Below are 20,873 nucleotides of genomic sequence, written 5' to 3' on the forward strand. Positions count from 1 at the left end.
AATTAATTCTATAATTCTCAATTCTCAATTTTGAATTATTACAATTTAGCTTGACTGAAAAATTCAAGTAGAAAGCCTCTCCATTGAGCTAATTTATTTATTACAGAAGAATTAATTCTATAATTCTCAATTCTCAATTTTGAATTATTACAATTTAGCTTGACTGAAAAATTCAAGTAGAAAGCCTCTCCATTGAGCTAATTTATTTATTACAGAAGAATTAATTCTATAATTCTGAATTCTAAATTCTGAATTCTTAATTATTACAATCTTGTCTGCGCATTCGCACTTGAATTTCTTCCATAATTCTGCGATTTGCTGCCATTAAATCTGCTATTAAACCTAATATCCATAATTGAAATCCAACTAAAACTAAGATTGTTGCTAAAATCAAAGTAGGTACCCTGGTTTTTTCATATCCACTAAAAAAGAAAAATAACCAACGGATACCAGAAATTACTCCCAAACTAAACGGTACACTTCCTAACATTAGGAAAAAACGTAGGGGTTTGTAAAGTAAAAAAATTCTGAGAATAGTAAAGAGAGAACGCAACACATAAGCAGGGGTACTTCTGACCAATCTGGAAGGTCTTAATACCCTATTCGTTCTAATAGGAATTGATGTAATTGTTATACCTTTTTGCCCTGCTTGAATAATGGTTTCTAGAGTATAAGTATAAGAGTTAAATACATTAAGTTGCATAGCAGCTTCCCGACTAAAAGCTCGAAACCCACTAGGTGCATCTGGAATCTTTGTATTACTAGCTATTCTTACTACCAAACTCCCTAATTTTTGGAGTAATTTTTTAGTATAAGAAAAGTGCTTAGTTTCCCAAATTGGTCGTTCCCCAACTACAATTTCTGCTTGGTGCAAAATAATAGGTTGGATTAAATAAGGAATATCATCGGCACAATATTGATTATCTGCATCAGTATTCACAATAATATCTGCTCCTGCTTTTAAACTAGCTTCTAAACCAGTCATAAATGCTTTAGCTAAACCTTGGTTTGTCGGGAAACTAACAATATGATCTACTCCATATTCTTTAGCAACTTCAACTGTTCGATCTTGACTACCATCGTTAATTATTAGCCATTCAATAATATCTATTCCTGGTAGTTTTCGAGGTAAAGCAGTTAGAGTTATTCCTAAAGATTCTTCTTCGTTGTAACAAGGGATTTGAATAATTAATTTTGTCATTGGATAGATATTTTTTCTAGTTTGCTCAAAGAAACTTATACCGTTTCACGAAAGTTAAAAGCGAATCATTAATTCTCAGGAAATCTCAGAATGTAAGACGCACATCTGACAGTTAAAAATCAAAACTTATGAATTAAGATTTTATTGTCTCAAAACTTTGACACTATAGCAATTTTAGAGAACCATTTTACATTCTATAGCAATCAGGAATGAGATGTGAGAAAAAACTGTAGGGGTTTGGTCTCCAAACCCCATCTTAGCTTGGGGAGAGGAGACAAAAGTCCTACGAGCAAATATTACAAATTCTCACAAATTACAACTGATTACTATAGTAATTAAGATTAAATAGTTTAACCCAAAGTTAATCAAATTGGTATTAATAGAATCTATAAATGTAAGCATTCAGCAAAAGCCAACTTTCTTGATCTTAATAATATCCCAAATTATAATCAGAGAGTCAAACATAAATTTAGTGGTCAAACGATAAAAAGAGGTTTATATAAATCGAAAAATGGCTTGTTAATCAATCCTGACCTGAACGGTAGTTACAATATACGCGCGAATTGCAGTTCCAAATGCTATAGCAGATGGAATAGAGCGATGAGGAGTAATTCCCCATACGGATAATACCTGGAAAAGTAAGTTGATAATAGATGAATATTTGTTTATAATACAAACTCTTCAAAGACCAAATAAACTTTTGATTTTTGACTTTTTTTTGGACTTTACCTACTGGTTTTGCTGACTCTACTCTCTTAATTCTAAATTCCTTTACCAAAAAATAGGGTGCATCTCATCTGTGCCAAAATACTTTTTTCCCCTATTCCCTATTCCCTAAAAGCGATAAATTTTTGGCTTTATTCTTGCATTGAGATGTACCCAAAAAATAAGGTCTAATACCAATTTCATAAAATATTGCTACAGTTGTTTTATTTGCTAGTAGTAATTTAGAGATTAATACTGTAACGACCTTTTTTTGAATTTGGTATAAAGTCTCCCCTTTTAAGAGGATAAAAAAGCAGTCACGAAGTTTCCCGTAGGGTGGGATGGATGGGTTACCGGCGCCAGATCCAATCTCGCCTAGATCAAATATTTGGTTCATTAGACATCTCCAAAAATAAAAAATGAAATCAATTCAAGATATGAAATAAACAATTTCAGTCCCTATTCCCTATTCCCTGACTTCTGCAAGAAGTCTATTATTTCAATCCCGATAGTTTATATGGAAATATAGTAAGACTCCATGAAGTTTATACAATAAAGATTAATTTTAGGTATCTACAATACTTAATTAGTTATGATTATTAGTTATGATTAATTTAGGAACAGTTAACATAAACTGAAAATCTTTGAGAGTTAATTTATAAAGGCGATCGAAAGAAAGCCCGATCTTGCCTGAAGTTAGGTGGAGATAAAATAAGTTAATCTCCAAGAGTTAGTATTAACTTAGCTAACGCAAGATTCCTTAACTAGAAATTGCAACGGGAGGTCTAAACATTGGGTAAACTAAATATAATTGCTTTCTTTTCCTGCTTCACAATTACAATAATAGGTAGCATAAGTTTATTTATTTACTGTATTAATTATTTCTGAAATCCTACAAACTTTCCATCTAACATTTCTACTAAATACAAATTTTTCTTGACAAGTTTTTTATCAGGGTAAGCATCACTTTTAAACATATCAAAAAGTATCTCTAAAAGAGATATGTAATGAATTCCAAGAAAAAACTCTGAGGAAAAAAACATGAATCAACAACAAATTTCCAGTTATATCGGTCTCATTCAATCCTTGTTAGTTTCGCCTACTGGCAATGAAAATAAAATCTTCCAAGCTAATCAAAATTTGCTAGATAGAGGATTAGTTCAAGTAATGAGAAAAATAGCCAAAATCAAGAGAAAAATAGGTAATTTGAATGCCCAACAATTGGAAAATTTGGCAACAATGTTAGAGATAAATTTAAAAAATGCTTCCTTGTCTGTGGATGAGGAAACATCTCTAATTTTTCTAATGCAGATATTAAAAGTAATCTCAGATAATGAAGGAAGGCTAGAAACTGCCTATTCATTATTAGAATATAATCAGAATCAGCTCAATGAAAATTTACTGCGAGTTCTACAAACTTGGGCAGGAGAAAATCTGCCAAAAATGGAACCAAAATTAGCACAAAATATTGCTGTAGATATTATTAATTTCAGTAATTTAGTTCTAGAATTTCCTTTCGGTAATCAAAGTAATAATGTCGAAATAGCAATAGTAGGTTATGAAGTTTCTTTAAAAGTTTTACCCCGTCAACAATTTCCGAAAATCTGGGCAACTATTCAAAATAATTTGGGCAGTAGCTATCAAAAACGTACTATCGGAAACCTAGAAGAAAATATAGAAGTAGCGATCGCTTGTTATGATGCAGCTCTTAAAGTTCGGACTAATTCGGCATTGCCTGAAGCATGGGCAAGCACTCAAAATAATCTCGGCAATGCTTATCAACAACGTATTACCGGAAAAAGAAAGCAAAATTTAGAAAATGCTATTAGTTGTTATCAAAAAGCTTTAACTGTGAGGACTTTAGAAAAGTTGCCTCAAGAGTGGGCGAGTACCCAAAATAATCTGGGTAGTGCTTACCATGAACGTACTGCTGGAGAACGAAAGAAAAATCTTGAAAAAGCGATCGCTTGTTATAATTTAGCTCTCAAAGTACGGACTCAGAAAAAGTTTCCTTTTGACTGGGCAACTACTCAAAATAATTTGGGAAATGTTTATCTAGATCGGATGCTGGGAGATAGAAGAGATAATTTAGAAGAAGCGATCGCTTGTTTTTTCAAAGCGCAGTCTGTTTATACAGAGGAAAATTATCCTGTCTATTGGGAAATAATTTCTTATAATTTGGCGATCGTCTACGATGAACAGAATTTGAGAAAAGTAGGTTAATCATAGACTATTGATTTATCAGGACTTACGCTCCAAGCGCCATATCTCGTAGGGGCGAATGGCATTCGCCCTCTACAGATAGCGTATTATCTACAAGTTTGCGTAAGTCCTGTTTATATCAAATCCGCTTGCTTCGTAGGGGCGATTTCCTGCTCATGCTGCGCAAACGCGAATCGCCCGTACATCAGAAACCGGGTTTGTGGGATGTCAATGTTAGTATTGTAGGGCATTTGAGACAAACCCGGTTTCTCTGCTTTTTTATACCGATACTACCGGATTTGATATTAGTCGTTGTTGCGCTTTAGCGCTCCTATATTGAGATATCTATATATAATCATTAACAGGACTTACGCTCCAAGCGCCATATCTCGTAGGGGGCGAATGGCATTCGCCCCCTACAGATAGGGTATTATTTCAGAATTTGCGTAAGTCCTGATTAAGTTTTTGACAAAATAAAAAAAATCCTCAAACTTTTATAACCAGACATTCACAATGATCAGGACTTACGCTCCAAGCGCCATATCTCGTAGGGGCGAATGGCATTCGCCCCCTACAGATAGGGTATTATTTCAGAATTTGCGTAAGTCCTGAATGATATAATTATATCTCTAACAAAAAGGTTTTTTAATGAAAACAGACAGCATATTTTACAGACTATTCTTAGAGATCCCAGGAGTTTATTTTCAACTCCTTGGTGAATCTCCCACTCTCGCAAATTCTTACAAATTTCGGTCAGTCGAAATTAAACAAACAGCCTTCCGTTTAGACGGTGTATTAGTTCCCAACACCGAGTCACCAACTACTCCCATCCATTTCGGTGAAGTGCAAATGCAAAAGGATGAAGCATTTTACCGTCGATTTTTTTCCGAGATATTTCTCTATCTGCGTCAATACCAGGAAACCAAATATTGGCAAGGGTTAGTAGTGTTCCGGAACCGCGACATCGAACCAAAAGATACTCAACCCTATCAAGCTCTATTAAATAGCAGCAACGTCACCATAATTTATCTGGAAGACTTGGGGGAGGAAGCTTACGATAACTTGGGTTTGGGTATAGTCAAGTTAATAGTAGAAGACGAGGCCAAGACAGTAGAACAGGCAAAAATGTTATCTGTTAAAGCAACGGCAGAACTACCAGACAAGACTGAACAGCAAAAAGTGTTAGAATTAGTCAAAACAATTATTTTGTACAAATTTCAAGATTTAGAACCAGAGGAGGTAATAGAAATGTTAGACATGGAAGACTTCAAAAAATCTCGGCTTTATCAAGGAATTAAGCGGGAAGGCAGAGAAGAGGGCAGACAAGAGGGCAGACAAGAGGGCAGACAAGAAGGGACATTATTAACTAAGTTGGGAATGGTTCCTCTATTGTTAAAACTTGGCTTGAGTGCAGAAGAAATAGCACAACAGTTGGAATTAACTGTGGAACAAGTCCAACAAGCTGCTGAAAATCAGTCTAATTAATAGGAGGTAATAGAAATGTTCAGCATGGAGGAATTTAAAAAATCTCGACTTTATCAAGGAATTAAGCGACTAGCTAGAGAAGAGGGCAGAAAAGAGGGTAGAGAAGAGGGGACATTATTAACTAAGTTGCAAATAGTTCCTATGTTTTTAGAACTAGGGTTAACTGTAGAAGAAATAGCACAACAGTTGGAATTGACTTTGGAGCAAGTCCAACAAGCTGCTCAAAACCAGTCTAATTAGGTCTTACTTAAGGCGATCGCTCTTCCAAGGCAGTTTGTTTTGTCAGGGGCGATCGCTAGACTCAAACAGTTAGTTTTCTTACGGAGATTTTATGTTAGACAAATCCAAAAATAAAAACTGGTTCTCACGCTTTCGGTATTTCTGTTTATTTTTGGCAACTATCGTAGTTTTGATGAGTTGCCAAACAGCTTTAGCTCAGGATGGTAGTAATAATTTTGCTGCAGTAGACAATATCTGGCTGCTATTAGCAGGCGCTCTAGTATTTTTTATGAATGCTGGTTTTGCATTATTGGAAGCTGGTTTATGTCGCAGCGATAATTCTATTAATGTCTTGGCGAAAAACTTAATCGTTTTTTGTGTGTCAGCGATCGCCTTTTGGATGTTTGGTTTTGGTTTGATGTTTGGGGATGGGTTAGATCATGCTCCTTGTAGGGAAGGTTTTCCTCAAAATGACCAAATAAGTTATCTAGGGCATTTTTCTCCCACAACTGAATATAATCGTTTCGAGCATGAGTCACAATTTATCCTGCTTCCGAAAGATGATAATTCGCTAGGTTTTCCTAGAGAAGGATTTTCTTGTTTGCAACGTCAATTTCCCAAACGTTCCATAGCATCTCTATTTTTCTTTCAATTAGCATTTGCTGGCACCGCAGCTACTATTGTTTCTGGAGCAGTAGCAGAAAGGATTAGGTTTTGGGCATTTTTCTGGTTTAGTTTTATGTTAGTAGGATTTCTATATCCTATTGTTGGTCATTGGGTATGGTCAGAATATGGTTGGCTCAAACAAAGAGATTTTATAGATTTTGCCGGGTCTGCCGTTATTCATACTGTGGGAGGAACCGCTGCTTTAGTGGGCGCTATCTTACTTAAACCCAGGTGGAATTGCTTTGGACATGACCCTCAGGAAGATTTAGATCGTCGTGTACAACGGGAACCATTGCCTCGTAAGTTTGAGAAGCAAGACTATTTTACTTACCCAAGCAATTTAACATCTGCTACTCTCGGATGTCTCATACTGTGGTTAGGTTGGTTGGGTTTTAATGGTGGTTCCACATCCGACCTACAAAATGTCGGTCATATAATAATAACAACTATAATGTCTGCAGCAACAGGTGGTATAGTCGCGATACTATCTACTCCCATAGCTGCTTTATGGTCTCAAATATTTGAAAACAATCCAGAAACAGGAAAACCTGAACTTTCATCACTTATTAATGGTATTTTAGCTGGTTTAGTTGGAGTAACTGCTTCTTCTGCTTATATAGATGTTCCTATTGCTATACTCATAGGTGCTGTTAGTGGAGTTATTGTTGTTGGAGGCAGCATATTTTTAAGGTCTTTAAAAATTGACGATCCCGTAGGAGCTATTCCCGTTCATCTTTTTTGCGGATGTTGGGGTACTGTAGCAGTATTTTGGAGTCTCAGAGGTACTGAGGTATATCAGGATAATTATAATGTTTTAGGTCAGCTAGGTGCTCAAATATTAGGATGGTTAATTGTTTTTGTTTTTATTTTCGTGCTCAGTTGGATAGTCTGGGTAATTATTGGGATAATTTTATATAGTTTCGATATAATAATTGGCAATGGTAGAAAGTTATCTAACAAAGGAAATTTACTAGCAAAAATTAATAGGGTAGCTAGACAAGGAATTAGAGTAACGCCAAGGGAAGAAATTGATGGAAGTGATGGTTTTTGGGAAAATCCTATAGATATCTAAAAGGTGCTTTTGTACTATTTAATTATTTCAGTGGAGATACTGGGCAGTTATTTTTTAATTGAGTTAGTTTCTCCCTTACTTTCTCTCTTTCATCATCATATAAATTAGAATTGTTAGATAACCAACTTTGTAATTCTGTCTGAATATCTGGAAATTTTTCATAATCCTCTGATATTTGGCAGTATACTTCTACAGCTTTTTCAAACTCAAAAGCATTGATGCGCTTTTGTGCCTGTTGGTATAAAGATTCATTTCTTACTTGTTTTTTTTGCTCAGATAATTTCTGTTGTTCCTCAGATAATCTATTTTTATTTCTTTCACTTGTAAAGGAATAGGCGAGACAATTTTTTCCAGATTCATTATGCTCAATTAGTGCTTCAATTACCTTTTCTTTATTTTCCATAGACAACTTTGTATCTGATGATATCCAATCTAATAATATATTTTCTACTTCTCTAAATTTTTCATGTTCCTCTGTAATTTCACACCAAGGTTTTATAGCTTTGTCATATTCTCCAATATTTATTTTATTCCACCCATAACGGTAGAGCAATTCATTATATTTTCTGTCTAATTCATAATCATATGGACACTGTAAATCTAAACTTTCTTCTTTTCTAGACCATTCATTTCTGATTTTCTCGATGACTCGCGATCGCTCTTTTGCATCTCCTAAAGCTAGATTTATTTCTCCTAACAATCTAGAGCATTCTGACCTAGAAGCCTGAGAATTTCCTGACTTACGAATCAGAGAAAATGAGTATATTCCAAGAAAAGCTAGAGTTAAAAATACCACAAATAAAGCTAAAATTTTTGCTATTTGATTAGGTCCTTGAGAATTACTGTTTCCCTTTTCCGTAGGGATTTTGCCGTTGTTATTTGTTTCAGGTAGATTTTGATTTTTTTTAGGAATTTGATCCATTTGCAGTCTTTCCTCATCAGATAAGGGATATTTTTTTACCAGCCAGAGCCGGACTAATTCAACTTTGATTTTATAACCTGTTTTATCTTCTTTTTCTTCTAAAAATCTATATCCTTCAAATAAACGTTTTCCTACAGACTGCCAATTTCTTATGATAGTCTGTAGTTGCTCATCTCCTGGTCTTTCTTGAGCTTCTGCTACTGCACGAAAAAATAGTTTTTCATCATCCTTAAAAGGTTCTAGAAAGCCATTTAATACTGCTTCTCCCTCTTCCATTGCTTTGTCCAAAATTAACCAGACCTCATTGTCAGTTACGTTTCTTATTTCTTTTTCCCTACAATGTTGAAAAATATTGGCACATAGTAGTTGTGTCAGAGAAGGATGGCCTGCGGATAGTCCCGAAATTGTATCTATTGCACTTTTTTCATATTCTAGTATTCCTTTAACTGGCGTAACAATCAAATTTTTTGTACTTTCCTTATCCAGTAAACCAACTTCTATAGGGTATTGATCTTCTTTTTGTAAAAACTCTTCTAGATAGGTCATATCTTTTAATGACCTACCAAAAACCAGAATAGCAAATAGTTTTTCTTCTTGTTTAACAGCCTTTTCTAATTCATCAAATAACTTTTTTCCTTGCTCTTGATGATCTGTTGTTTTATCTTCTTCTAAAACATCAAATTCATCTAACAGAAGAACAAGTTTTTTACCTGACAAGTATTCATTAATAATCGTTGGCAAAAAAAGGTGAAAAAAGTTAAGCGAAGTATCAGCTAGTTCTCTTACTTGTTTAGGAAGTCCAGGAATAGTAGCAGCAATATCGTCAGCCAGATAATGTAGTATTTTAGGAAGTGACTTAGTTTTATAACCTTGAAATGAAAAAGTAACAAACTTAAAACTGTTTTTTTCTTCAGTGAAAAACTGAGGCAAACAAGTTATCAATGAAGTTTTACCAATACGTCTTTGGACGTGCAATAGAGTTATTCTTCTATTACTTATGAAATTATTTTTGATTTCATCAATAATATTTTTTCTACCATATAGCTGGTATTCTTTATAAATTGGTTTACCAAAAATATAAGGATTCCTTTGATTACCTTTCATGTTAATTAAGAATAAAAATCGACCAATTTAAGGGTTAACGATTTATAAGTCTATGCAGCATAATTACAACGTGATTAAATAAATATTTCCGATTATTTAGTTATTACACGAGTCTCATTCATTTTAAAGAGTCATATCCAAAATTCCCTGGAACCAGGGTTTTTTAGGAAACATGACCTTAATTGTATTTCTTTGTGCTTCTAATGGATACTGTTTTAACAACCAAAGTCGAAACAATTCAATTTTAACTCTATAAGTTGGAACTCTTATTTTTTGGAATTTTTGTACTCCTATTTGCTCCAGGAACCCCAAGTTAACTAAATGTGTTGCTCCTATTATTACTTCTTCTATTAAATTTTCCGTGAACTTTGCACCATACATTTCTAATATCAGGAACGGACTAATAATATTTGATTCAAATGAATTTGTAGCTATTTTTTGAGCTTCAGCTACCGCCGATAAAATTATTTTTTCTAGAGTAGATAAAACTTCTAGAGGAGATACAAAAGCAGGTTCACCTTGCTCAAAAGATCGATCTATAACTCCTTTCACATCTTGATAAGTCACATTCCATTTGTCTTGATTTCTAGCCTGTTGAAATAAGCAAAAGCATAATAATTGAGTATAGTAAGGATGTCCGCATGACAATTCCCAGATAGCTTCAATTGCATCTGGATCGTACTGATAATTTGTAACTTCTCTAGGAATTTCAGTAATTAATTTTATAGTATCAGACTTATCAAGTAACCCCAATTCTTTGCAAGGTAATTCTCCTACTTCCCTGAATAAACCTTGGATAAATTCCAGACTACTTCCCTGTCTTCCCACAAACAGAATTGTAAATAATTTCTCTTGTAGATTAATAATTGAAATTAAGAAATAAACAAAAGGGTTAATTTCAGTACAACTATTATCCCACAACATATCAAATTCATCTATAAGTAGAACTAAATTTTTCCTCTTTAATTCTTGGTAAACTTGGAGTAGAAAAATATCAAAAAAATCTTGTGGTTCTGCCTTTAAATCTTCCTGACTGGGAATAGTTATCCTATTTCTAGATATTCCCAACTCATCAGTTATATTCCTGGCTAAATCATACAATATCTTATCCAAAGATTTATGATGTTTATCTTCTAAAGAGAGTCGAACAAAGACAAATTCATCTAAATTAATATCCTCAGCAATGTAATTCATCAATGAAGTCATGCCAATACGTCTTTGCCCATGCAATAGAATTGCTTTAGCCCCAGAAGTCAATTGTTGTTGAATAAAACTTAAAATTTTGTCTCGTCCAAACAGGTCTTCTGGTTTGAAAATAGGGCTACCAATAGTGTAAGGATTCTTAATCAAAGTCATTACATTTGTCATCTTTAAAACTATATCCAATTATAATGTTTGCAATTATTTGCCTGGTAGTCTGTTAGCAATGAAATTGAAGATTCTAGCCAGAGGTTGTAGAAGATTAATAATAGGCTGTATTTTTTCTTTGATTTGCTTCCATCTTCCACGAGTAATCTTGATATTAAGTAAAATCATCAATATCTCACGGTCTTCAGCAATTGAAACATTTTTGTCTTCCAGTTGTTTACCAACAAAATCCTTCATTAAAGAAGAATAAAAATTATATTTATTTGTTTGTTCGAGCTGATAAATCAATCCTTTTTTTTCAAGATTATCCAATATACTGCTATAACGAATAAAATCTTTGTTTATACCATGAAGAGAATAAGATTTTCCCCTTAACTTACCTTTGGAATTATCAATTGCAATTAACTTCAAAATTTCTTGCTCATTTTTTTCAAAATTTCTCCAGATATCCTGAAAAGTTCTGTCAGCATAATCTTTTAACTTTGTATTTAGAGTATCAATATCAACTGGATCGAAGCGGGAAAATATATCACCTACACATTGAAGTAAACCTGGATATCCACCAGTCATTTCTAACACTTTTTCTTTCTGAATATTTTCAAAAATTAAACTGAAAAAATCACCATTAGATTCAAAAAAATACTCATCAATATCCTCCGGAATAAAAGGTTTTAAGGGTAGATATGAATAATGATTATACCAAGGAGAACCAGCACGAGTAATTGTTGGACCTAATTCATGCAGCTTTTGAAATGTAGTAACAATAGTTGAGAAATATTGACCTTCTATATTATGAACTGCTAGATTACGCAACTCACTTACAAAAGTCTCCATTTCTCTAGATTTTTCCAGGTTATTAACATACTCTTCTTGTGTACCAACTATTCCATGATAGTCATCTAATAGTAATAAGAAAAATTTATCTTTTTCTCCAATCTTTCTAAGTATTGGACGTATATCTATTATTTCTATTGTTTCTAAATCTAATACATTATTAATTTTTGCCTGTATATCCTCATCATTTTCAGCTTCGTTTTTTAACTCTTCTAGAACTTTTCGCCAAAAATTATCTATTGTAAATGAAGCCTCACAGTTATGATAAACAATCAAAGCTTTTGAAAAATCTAAACCTTTTTCTTCCCAAAAATTAGGAGATTGTACATATTTAAGCAAAGATGTTTTACCCATGCCAGAACTACCATAAATAGCAACGTGACCGCGACTATTAATTTTGTCAAAAAGCGTGTATAGTTCAGATGTTCTGCCGACAAACTTTTCTGGAGGAACAGGTGTATCAGGAAAAAACTGTTGATTTGGTGGCATAATGTTAGATAAACTATTCGACTTTTAGTTTTACTACAACTTTCTATTATATCAGAATATTCAGGGTTGGTAAATGTTGAGCCTCTTTCAGATATTTCATACCTTGGTTAGGTGGTTGAATGTTAATGACAGTTCCACATCTGAGCTACAAAATTTGGATTTTAATTTTTTTAAGTATTTTGCTCCATTAGTCGCTTTTCCTGATTAGATAAGGGATAGTTTTTCAGCAACCAAAGTCGGACTAATTCAACTTTGATTTTATAACCTGTTCTATCTTCTCTTTCTTCTAAAAAGCCATATTCTTCAACTAAACTTTTTCCGACTGACTGCCAACTTCTGATGATGCTCTGTAGTTGCTTTTCTTCAAAATTTTCTTGAGCTTCTGCTACTGCACGAAAAAATAGTTTTTCATCATTATTCAAAGGTTCTAGAAAACCATTTAATACCGCCTCGCCTCCTTTCATTGCTTCATCTAAAATTAACCAGACATGATTATTAGTTACCTTTTTTATTCCTTTTTCCCTGCAATAATTAAAAATAAAAAAGCATAGCAGTTGTGTTAAAGAAGGATGGCCTGCGGATAGTTGCCAAATAGTATTAATTGCATCGGCTTTATATTCTAATATTCCCTGAGCTGGTTTAACAATCAAATTTTGTGTACTTTCCCGATCTAATAAACCAATTTCTATCGCTTTTCGATCTTCTTTTTGTAAGAATGTTTCTAAAAAAAATATATCTTTTAAGGGTCTACCAAAAACCAGAATAGCAAATAGTTTTTTTTCTTGCTTAACAGCTCTTTCTAACTCATAAAATAACTTTTCTCCTCGATCGAATATTGTTGCATCTTCTTCTAAAACATCAAATTCATCTAGGAGAAGAACAAGGCTTTTATCTGATAAGTATTCATCAATAATCGTTGGTAAAAAAAGATGAAAAAAGTTGTATGAAGTATCAGCTAGTTCTCTTACTTGTTTAGGAACTCCATGAATAGTAGCAGCAATATCCTCAGCCAGATCATTCAATATTTTAGGGATTGACTGATTTTTATAACCTTGAAATGAGAAAGTAACAAACTTAAAAGTATTTTGTTCTTCAGTGAAAAATTGAGGTAAAGAAGCTATTAATGAAGTTTTACCAATACGTCTTTGGAGGTGCAACAAAGTTATCTTTCTATTATTTGTAAAATTATCTTTAATTGCCTCAATAATATTCTCTCTACCATATAGCTCTTCTTTTTTATAAATTGGTTTGCCAAAAATATAAGGGTTTCGTATGAAATTATGAGGGTTCATCTTTTTTGAAGGTTGAACATACCATAAGTAATAAACGGTAACTCTTCATTGTGCCGGAAAAAATAAGGATAAAAGTTCTTTAATACCAAAAGCTAATTCTTTGACTGTATATTTTCTGTTCTATGATTAATATTTATGTCAATAGGTGGAAGTGGGGATAGTAATCTTTTTATGATTGTATCTTTACTCTTCCATAATTCATCAAATAACTTGCGAACCATACTTACATCTTTTTGCTTGACAAATAAAAATATTTTTTCCCGTTGTGTAACATCCTGATCAACACCCTTAATAATAATTTCATTAATCACCCATTTCTTGAAAGCAAATGACGTTAAATCATAAATATCTTTGTGATTTATATCAGTACCAGTTTTTGTGATTATTTTTCTAATTTTTAAACTATTTAAAACATGATCTTTTTCTCTCAAGGACTCTCTGATTCCACTTAAATCGTACTTCCTAACATTTTTCACACGGCCTTCTAAATCAGATAAAATAACTAAAAGTAACATTCCTTGTTCTGCCTGAGTTAATGATTTCCATATTTCATTTAACATTAACTTTGCCTGCTCATAAAATCGGTCATAAAGTTCTTCATATCTTTTGTTCCATGTCTGTTGATCGATGTTTTCTCGACACAAACTCCACAAATAATAACAAAAAATCTGAAAAAGCCCCGGATAACCCCCAGTCAAATATTTTGCTTGTCCGTAAAGCTCTTTTCTATCTCTCCATTGTTCCGGCATTCTTTCCCATAATTCTCTCATTTCATTATTATTAAATGGTTCGAGTGAAAAACTAACAATATACTCACAAATTGATGTGTCTTCTTTTAACTCCTGAAGCAGTTTCTCTATCTTTTCCGAGGAGGTCATAACCATAGAACATTTTATATGTCTACGATAATTAATACTTTTCAACTGTCTCAAAAGCTTCGATGCTTCATCTGAGGAATAATTATTTTTCTGCTTGAACAAAGCATGATAATTATCCATCAATAATACTAACGGTTTTTCATCACTAATTAATTTTAGTAGAGACTCTATTTCAACTTGAGTTATTGTTTCTTGGGCTAATACTTTTTGAAGGTTATCGTTTAACTTTGTATCATCCGCAGTTTTCTCATCTAGTTCCCTTAGAACTTCTTGCCAAAAGCTAGTGACAGATAAATTTTCTATAGATTCACAATCAATTTCCAGCACATAGTAATCATTAATATCAATGTTGTATTTTCTGATATCCCAAGATGCAGGTTCAACTAAATATCTGAGTAATGAAGATTTTCCTATCCCTGAGCTGCCATCAAAAAGACAATTACTATTTTGTTGAATTTGATTAAAAGTATTATTAATAATATCTCCGCGACCAACAAAGTCTTCTGGTTCAACAGGTTTTCCGATCGTAAAAGGATTTCCTGTCAGATAACGAATTTTCCGATTTACTTCTCCTAGCTTAGTTATAACTTCCTTGTTGTTTTGCTCTAGTTTAAATATCTCTTTGAGTTGTTGCTCTGCAGACTTCAAAGACTCTAAATTATCTGTTTCTGCTAATAAAACACTAATATATTGCCATCGAGCTTCACGCAAATTATTTTCAACTTTTAATGGTAGGAATTGGTCAATATTTTCATATTCTCTGAACCTATCAACTTTTTGATATAGTTTGTCAATATTTTCATACAATTCAATTGCCAAATCAAATATTCTAGTATCGTGGTAAAGTTTAGCCAGTTCAAATTTAGCCCTAAAGTGGTTAGTATTTTTGTTGATTATTTCCTTGTACTTTTCAATCTTACTGTTAATATCGCTTTCTCCAATTTTGCCTACTTCCTCATAAAGAGCATTAGCTTCTATATCAGCAATTTCTAACTTACGAATTGCCTCACCCAAAATTTTTAGGAAATCATTTTCAATTAACCAACGTCGAACAAATTCTACTTTTAATTGATAAAAATCCTGTAGCGAACTAGAACTTTGCTTTTCTAAAAAATCCCATTCCTCTAAATTTTTCAACGCTTTCTTGAAGGCATCCGTTACAGAAACACCATAATTTTCCAAAATTCCTAATTGCTCTGTTAAACCATCTATGTCTTGAGACTTTGCTACTGCAAAAAAAACAACTTTTTCATATATTGGTAATGAATCCCGTAAAGACACTAACCCTAGTTGACAATTACTAATTGCTTTTTCAACAATACTTTCTACATCTTGAAAAGTAACTTCCCATATATCCCTAGCTATAGCATTATTAAATAGTGCAAAACATAAAACTTGAGTAAAATAAGGATGGTTAGCTGATAATTTGAGAATTTTTTTAATAGCTTCATCTTGATATTTTAATTTTTCCGTTGGATTGGTAATTAATTTTTCAGCATCTGCAGTTTTTAGTAATCCAATTTTTTCCGAAGCTACTTGTCTAAAAGAGTTCTGAAAATGTTGAGAAAGATCCTCAACAGGTTTGCCTATAACTGGCAGTAGGAAAAGTTTTTTATCTCTTTTTACTATCTGGTTCAAATATGTGTAAAATTTTTTTTCTGTATCTTGATCTATATTATCTAAACTGTCAAATTCGTCTAACATTAAAACAACATTTTTCCCACCGAGAGTTCCATAAACTTCTGGCAAAAATATTTTCTCAAACCAGTTTAATATATCTTGTTCTTCAGAATTGTTATTACAGGAAATACTATTCTCCTCTATCTCAAGAGTAATTGTTATGTAATCCTTAATGTCTATTGCTAATACCTCAAACAAACCTCCTATATTTATAAAGTTTTTATCTTGCAGAGAAAGTTGAATAAAAACAAAGTTATCCAAATCTACAAAATTACTAACCTGCTCCAGAACTGATGTTTTACCAATTCGTCGCTGTCCTTGCAATAGAATAACTTGTGAATTTTGCTTTAGCTGATTTTCAATAAAATAAAATATTTCTCTTCGTCCATAAAATTTGTCTTTTTCACGGATTGGACGACCGATAATATATGGGTTAGAAATAAATTGCGAATTACTCATATTAACTATGACCTCATACTAGGATTTGATTTTTTTTAAGTATCAATAAAATTCCTAAAACTGAGTTGATTATTCTTTAATTTCTGATTCATTAGTTGCCAAATGCTTTAATAATACCCCGTACAGATTTAAGAAGATACGGTTGAATCTTGATTCCAAATTTTTCAAATAATACTTCACGTTTTCTAGGGATTAAATCATCAAATTCTTGAACAACTAAATCTTGCATTAAAGAAGAAGAAAACTTATATTTATCATAATCTAAGTCCTTATAGATAACACCTTGTTGTTCCAAAGTTTTCAGATTGTAGCTATTTCTCTCAATTACTTTGTCTATGTCATCAACAGAATAAAGCTTTTCACCGACCTCTCCATTTAAGTTATTAATTACAATCAACTTCAAAAGATTTTGTTCCTCTGTAGTCAAATCTCTCCATATATTTTTAAATATTTGTTCTGTCTGATCTTTAAACTTTGCTGTAAAAGTATTAATATCAATATCTCGCTCTGATTGAGAAAGTATATAACCTGCGTGTTGAAGTAAAATTGGATATCCACCAGTCATTTCTAACAGTTTTTCTTTCTGAATATTTTCGGGAATTGAAATGAAGAAATGAGCATCGGAGCTAAAAAAAAATTATCAATATCCTCCTGACTAAAAGGTTTTATATCTACATATAGATAATGATTAAACCAAGGAGAACCAGCACGAGTAATGATTGGACCTAATTCATGTAGCTTTTGAAAAGTAGTCACAACTGTTGAGAAATATTGACCTTCTTTACTATGAACTGCTAGATTACGCAACCCACTTAAAAAAGTTTCCATTTTTCTAGATTTTTCCAGGTTATTAATATACTCTTCCTGTGTACCAACTATTCTATGATAGTTATCTAATAGTAATAATAAAAATTTATCTCTTTTCCCAATCTCTCTGAGAATCTTCCGTATATCTCTTACATCTATTGTTTCTAACTTTAATACATCATCAATTTTACTCTGTAAACCTGCATCACCTTCAGCTTCATTTCTTAACTCTTTTAACACTTCTTGCCAAAAACTACTTGGGGTAAATGAACCTCCACAGTTATGATAAACAATCAAAGCTGCTGAAAAATTTAATCCTTTCTCTTCCCAAAAATTAGGAGATTTTATATAGTGAAGTAAAGATGATTTACCCATACCAGAACCACCATAAATAGCCATGTGTCCCCGATTATTAATTTGGGAAAAAATCTTGTAAAGTTCAAATGTTCTGCCGACAAACTTTTCTGGAGGAACAGGTTTATTAGGAAAGAATTGAGTTGGTGGCATAATTTATTTTAAATTATTTGACTTTTAGTTTTACTATAATTTTTTACTATATCATACTATATCAGAATATTCAAAGTTGGTAAATGTCATGCCTCTTTTAGATATTTCATACCTTGGTTAAGTTGGTTGAGTTTTAATGACGGTTCTACTCTCTCCATATATCCTTAAATATCTTTTCGGTTTGATTTTTAAACTTTGCTCTAAAAGTATTAATATCAATACCTATATCTGATTGAGAAAATATATGACCTGCGTATTGAAGTAATATTGGATATCCACCAGTAATTTCTAACACTTTTTCTGCCTGAATATTACTGGGAATTGAAATGAAGAAATGCCCTTCTGAGTTCAAAAAATAATTATCAATATCTTCATGACTAAAAGGTTTTAAATCTAGATATAGATAATAACCATACAAAGGAGAACCACTACGAGGAATTTCTGGGCCTAAGTCATTCAATCTTCGGGATACAGTAACAATAGTTGAAAAATATTGACCTTCTTGACTATGAACTGCAAGATTACACAACGCACTTAAAAAAGTCTCCATTTCTCTAGATTTTTCCAGGTTATTAATATACTCTTCTTGTGTACCAAGCATTCTATGATAGTTATCTAATAGTAATAATAAAAATTTATCTCTTTTCCCAATCTCTCTGAGAATCAGTCGTATGTCTCTTACTTTTATTATTTCTAATTTTAGTACATCATCAATCTTTCCCTCTAAATCTGTATCACCTTTAGCTTGGTTTCTTAACTCTTTTAAAATTTTTTGCCAAAAACCATTTGGTGCAAATAAACCTTCGCAGTTGTAATAAACAATCAAAGCTTCTGAAAAATCTAATCCTTTTTCTTGCCAAAAATTAGGAGATTTTATGTAGTTGAGTAAAGATGTTTTACCCATGCCAGAACTACCATAAATAGCAACATGACCGCGATTATTAATTTGGGAAAAAATTCGGTAGAGTTCAGATGTTCTGCCGACAAACTTTTCTGGAGGAACAGGTGTACCGGGAAAAAATTGTTGATTTGGTGGCATGATTTAGATAAATTATTTGATTTTTAGCTTGACTAGAATTATCAATTCTATCAGAATGTTTACAGTTGCTAAATCTTGAACATCTTATAGATTAATTAATTGTCTCAGTCTCATATTTTTCATATTTTTAAAGCTACAAATCGTCAAACAAAAAGGCAGACAAAACGCCTACCTAAAACAAAGTTTTATTGTTTACAGGACTCACAAATTAGGAAAAAGTTTTTTACGTTTGAGATTGCTTTCCTTATGGACTGCTCCGCAAACGCGATCGCTCGCAATGAAAACCACATAATATCACTCTTCCTCTTCAAATATTGGTGGCCAAAGTTCTGAAATTGATATCTCCCAACCAGGAAATAATTCGGGAATAGTCAATATATCATCGTTAGTTAGTTCAATAGGTTTACCAGTGGGGCGATAAACTGTTACTATTTCCTTGTCTGGATCGATTAAAATTCCTACTTTTGCTCCGAGTTGTATGTATTTTTCCAGCTTTTTTTGTAGAGGTGTTATCCTGTCACTTTGAGATTTTATTTCTACTACTAACTCAGGTACCATTTCCCCAAAATAACGAACGCTTCGTGGTAAACGTTCTGCACTTACAAAAGAGATATCAGGTGCTTTGAGATTACTATCAGGTAAAATAAAACCACCACTAGAATCAAATAAACGTCCTAAGCGACGAGGTTTAACCCAATTACCTAAAACTCTCAACAATTCTGCGGTAATTTCGCTGGATACAATATCTGATGGTCCCATGACTGATATTTTTCCGTTTTCTAATTCTAATTGATAGTCTAAACCTGCTTGTGAAAGTGTTTTTTGTACTATTTCTAAGTCTTTGAGTGTAACATCAGACATAATTTGACTTTCTTCCTATTTGATGATGATCGGGACTTACCCATAACCATCATATCTAGTAGGGGGCGAATGCCATTCGCCCCTACAAATGGTGTGTGATTTGATATTTTGCGTAAGTCCTGATTATATTGTCTAACTATTGTCCAATAGTAACTAAGATAACATCGCGATCGCGCTACATCTTTATTTATTCGGAAACTGCTGTACAATTTTTATCAAGTAAAACTTCAAACAATAAAAATTATGAAAATTGACACTGAAGGAAAAATCGCCATCCCTCCAGAAATTCAAAACCTGCTTAAGTTTCAACCTGGTACAGAAGTTGAACTTAAAGTAATAGGGAACACCTTGCAAATTCGCAAGCTTCAAAACCCCAATCGAGGAAAAGAAATAATTGCTGCTATTCGTGGCAAAGCAACCAAGGATCTGACCACTGATGAAATTATGCAACTAACTCGCCAAGACATATATGAGTGAAATTTTAGTGGATAGTAATGTCATCTTAGATATTCTCACCAAAGATCCTCAATGGTTTGATTGGTCATCGCAAATGGTAACTAACTACGCCAACCAGGGAGACTTGGTAATTAATCCCATCATTTACGCCGAAATATCTACTGGGTTTAATCAACCCGAGGAAGTTGAAGAAGCTTTACCAGAAGATTTTTTTCGTCGAGACCCCTTGCCCTATTCAGCAGCTTTCCTAGCCGGACAAAGCTTTTTAACATATCGTCAGCGTGGGGGGATAAGGCGATCGCCACTTCCTGATTTTTATATTGGTGCCCATGCTACCATAGCAAATATTCCTCTGCTAACCGGCGATGTCAATCGTTATCGTACATATTTCCCAGTCGTTCAGCTAATTACGCCATAGGTATCTAGTTCTTTATTAGGCTTTGTTTAGTAAGGGTTTGGAGACCAAACTCCTACGAAGCATCAATTGTATAGGTACTACAAAACTCCTGTATGGCTAAAAACTTTCTACCTTACGGGTAAAAATGTTTAATATTATCAGGACTTACGCAAAGAAACCCGGTTTCTCGTAGATGTTTATTGTCAAAAACAATGATTTACCCTAGAAAC

Annotated in this window: 16 protein-coding genes; 6 read left to right on the forward strand and 10 right to left on the reverse strand. The window is 33.0% G+C overall.

What is annotated here, in order from left to right; translation table 11 throughout:
* Positions 1–256: 256 nt before the first annotated feature.
* The gene (locus F6K40_RS28410) at positions 257–1,201 is read right to left on the reverse strand and encodes a glycosyltransferase family 2 protein (protein ID WP_293140585.1); all 945 of its coding nucleotides are present in this window, start codon (positions 1,199–1,201) and stop codon (positions 257–259) included.
* Positions 1,202–2,947: 1,746 nt separating this feature from the next.
* Here F6K40_RS28410 and F6K40_RS28415 point away from each other — a divergent pair.
* The 4 genes from F6K40_RS28415 (at position 2,948) to F6K40_RS28430 (ending at position 7,550) form a co-directional block, all read left to right on the forward strand.
* Positions 2,948–4,129: a tetratricopeptide repeat protein gene (locus F6K40_RS28415; RefSeq protein WP_293140587.1), complete on the forward strand. Its 1,182-nt coding sequence runs from the start codon at positions 2,948–2,950 to the stop codon at positions 4,127–4,129.
* 627 nt (positions 4,130–4,756) lie between these two features.
* Positions 4,757–5,593: an Rpn family recombination-promoting nuclease/putative transposase gene (locus tag F6K40_RS28420; RefSeq protein ID WP_293140589.1), complete on the forward strand. Its 837-nt coding sequence runs from the start codon at positions 4,757–4,759 to the stop codon at positions 5,591–5,593.
* 15 nt (positions 5,594–5,608) lie between these two features.
* Entirely contained in the window at positions 5,609–5,833 is a 225-nt protein-coding gene (locus F6K40_RS28425) for a hypothetical protein (protein WP_293140591.1), read from the forward strand.
* A 91-nt stretch (positions 5,834–5,924) separates the two neighbouring features.
* Complete coding sequence (locus F6K40_RS28430) at positions 5,925–7,550, forward strand: ammonium transporter (protein ID WP_293140593.1); 1,626 nt, start codon at positions 5,925–5,927, stop codon at positions 7,548–7,550.
* A 22-nt stretch (positions 7,551–7,572) separates the two neighbouring features.
* Here F6K40_RS28430 and F6K40_RS28435 read toward each other — a convergent pair whose 3' ends face one another.
* The 9 genes from F6K40_RS28435 to F6K40_RS28475 all read right to left on the reverse strand — a co-directional run bounded on the left by F6K40_RS28435 (position 7,573) and on the right by F6K40_RS28475 (position 19,790).
* Entirely contained in the window at positions 7,573–9,576 is a 2,004-nt protein-coding gene (locus F6K40_RS28435) for an ATP-binding protein (protein ID WP_293140595.1), read from the reverse strand.
* 123 nt (positions 9,577–9,699) lie between these two features.
* Positions 9,700–10,944, reverse strand: coding sequence for an ATP-binding protein (locus F6K40_RS28440; protein ID WP_293140597.1), 1,245 nt, complete (start codon positions 10,942–10,944; stop codon positions 9,700–9,702).
* A 33-nt stretch (positions 10,945–10,977) separates the two neighbouring features.
* Positions 10,978–12,267, reverse strand: a complete 1,290-nt coding sequence (locus tag F6K40_RS28445; protein WP_293140599.1) for an ATP-binding protein — start codon at positions 12,265–12,267, stop codon at positions 10,978–10,980.
* A gap of 170 nt (positions 12,268–12,437) precedes the next feature.
* Positions 12,438–13,559, reverse strand: coding sequence for an ATP-binding protein (locus tag F6K40_RS28450; protein ID WP_293140601.1), 1,122 nt, complete (start codon positions 13,557–13,559; stop codon positions 12,438–12,440).
* A gap of 92 nt (positions 13,560–13,651) precedes the next feature.
* Entirely contained in the window at positions 13,652–16,576 is a 2,925-nt protein-coding gene (locus F6K40_RS28455) for an AAA-like domain-containing protein (RefSeq protein ID WP_293140603.1), read from the reverse strand.
* A 91-nt stretch (positions 16,577–16,667) separates the two neighbouring features.
* Positions 16,668–17,141 carry a hypothetical protein gene (locus F6K40_RS28460; RefSeq protein ID WP_293140605.1) on the reverse strand — a complete coding sequence of 158 codons (474 nt, stop codon included), beginning with the start codon at positions 17,139–17,141 and terminating at the stop codon, positions 16,668–16,670.
* 2 nt (positions 17,142–17,143) lie between these two features.
* Positions 17,144–17,890 (reverse strand): ATP-binding protein, encoded by a 747-nt coding sequence (locus F6K40_RS28465; protein ID WP_293140607.1) that lies wholly within the window; start codon positions 17,888–17,890, stop codon positions 17,144–17,146.
* A gap of 145 nt (positions 17,891–18,035) precedes the next feature.
* Positions 18,036–18,929 carry an ATP-binding protein gene (locus F6K40_RS28470; RefSeq protein ID WP_293140609.1) on the reverse strand — a complete coding sequence of 298 codons (894 nt, stop codon included), beginning with the start codon at positions 18,927–18,929 and terminating at the stop codon, positions 18,036–18,038.
* Between the two features lie 294 nt (positions 18,930–19,223).
* A complete protein-coding gene (locus F6K40_RS28475) occupies positions 19,224–19,790 on the reverse strand; it encodes a Uma2 family endonuclease (RefSeq protein ID WP_293140611.1) in 567 nt (188 codons plus the stop codon).
* A 243-nt stretch (positions 19,791–20,033) separates the two neighbouring features.
* On the opposite strand from F6K40_RS28475, the gene F6K40_RS28480 reads away from it, so the two are divergent.
* Both F6K40_RS28480 and F6K40_RS28485 read left to right on the forward strand, forming a co-directional pair.
* A complete protein-coding gene (locus tag F6K40_RS28480; RefSeq protein WP_293140613.1) occupies positions 20,034–20,267 on the forward strand; it encodes an AbrB/MazE/SpoVT family DNA-binding domain-containing protein in 234 nt (77 codons plus the stop codon).
* Positions 20,260–20,664: a type II toxin-antitoxin system VapC family toxin gene (locus tag F6K40_RS28485; RefSeq protein ID WP_293140615.1), complete on the forward strand. Its 405-nt coding sequence runs from the start codon at positions 20,260–20,262 to the stop codon at positions 20,662–20,664. The genes F6K40_RS28480 and F6K40_RS28485 overlap by 8 nt, the downstream gene beginning before the upstream one ends.
* Positions 20,665–20,873: the final 209 nt, after the last annotated feature.

The sequence above is a fragment of the Okeania sp. SIO3I5 genome (genome assembly GCF_010672085.1).
GTDB lineage: Bacteria > Cyanobacteriota > Cyanobacteriia > Cyanobacteriales > Microcoleaceae > Trichodesmium.

Bases quoted from the DNA above. Each gene is read 5' to 3' on its own strand.
- F6K40_RS28425 (WP_293140591.1), top strand. From the start codon at position 5,609: ATGTTCAGCATGGAGGAATTTAAAAAATCTCGACTTTATCAAGGAATT.
- F6K40_RS28430 (WP_293140593.1), top strand. From the start codon at position 5,925: ATGTTAGACAAATCCAAAAATAAAAACTGGTTCTCACGCTTTCGGTAT.
- F6K40_RS28420 (WP_293140589.1), top strand. From the start codon at position 4,757: ATGAAAACAGACAGCATATTTTACAGACTATTCTTAGAGATCCCAGGA.
- F6K40_RS28460 (WP_293140605.1), bottom strand. From the start codon at position 17,141: ATGACTGGTGGATATCCAATTTTACTTCAACACGCAGGTTATATACTT.
- F6K40_RS28470 (WP_293140609.1), bottom strand. From the start codon at position 18,929: ATGCCACCAAATCAACAATTTTTTCCCGGTACACCTGTTCCTCCAGAA.
- F6K40_RS28410 (WP_293140585.1), bottom strand. From the start codon at position 1,201: ATGACAAAATTAATTATTCAAATCCCTTGTTACAACGAAGAAGAATCT.
- F6K40_RS28465 (WP_293140607.1), bottom strand. From the start codon at position 17,890: ATGCCACCAACTCAATTCTTTCCTAATAAACCTGTTCCTCCAGAAAAG.
- F6K40_RS28480 (WP_293140613.1), top strand. From the start codon at position 20,034: ATGAAAATTGACACTGAAGGAAAAATCGCCATCCCTCCAGAAATTCAA.
- F6K40_RS28475 (WP_293140611.1), bottom strand. From the start codon at position 19,790: ATGTCTGATGTTACACTCAAAGACTTAGAAATAGTACAAAAAACACTT.
- F6K40_RS28415 (WP_293140587.1), top strand. From the start codon at position 2,948: ATGAATCAACAACAAATTTCCAGTTATATCGGTCTCATTCAATCCTTG.
- F6K40_RS28435 (WP_293140595.1), bottom strand. From the start codon at position 9,576: ATGAAAGGTAATCAAAGGAATCCTTATATTTTTGGTAAACCAATTTAT.
- F6K40_RS28455 (WP_293140603.1), bottom strand. From the start codon at position 16,576: ATGAGTAATTCGCAATTTATTTCTAACCCATATATTATCGGTCGTCCA.
- F6K40_RS28445 (WP_293140599.1), bottom strand. From the start codon at position 12,267: ATGCCACCAAATCAACAGTTTTTTCCTGATACACCTGTTCCTCCAGAA.
- F6K40_RS28440 (WP_293140597.1), bottom strand. From the start codon at position 10,944: ATGACAAATGTAATGACTTTGATTAAGAATCCTTACACTATTGGTAGC.
- F6K40_RS28485 (WP_293140615.1), top strand. From the start codon at position 20,260: ATGAGTGAAATTTTAGTGGATAGTAATGTCATCTTAGATATTCTCACC.
- F6K40_RS28450 (WP_293140601.1), bottom strand. From the start codon at position 13,559: ATGAACCCTCATAATTTCATACGAAACCCTTATATTTTTGGCAAACCA.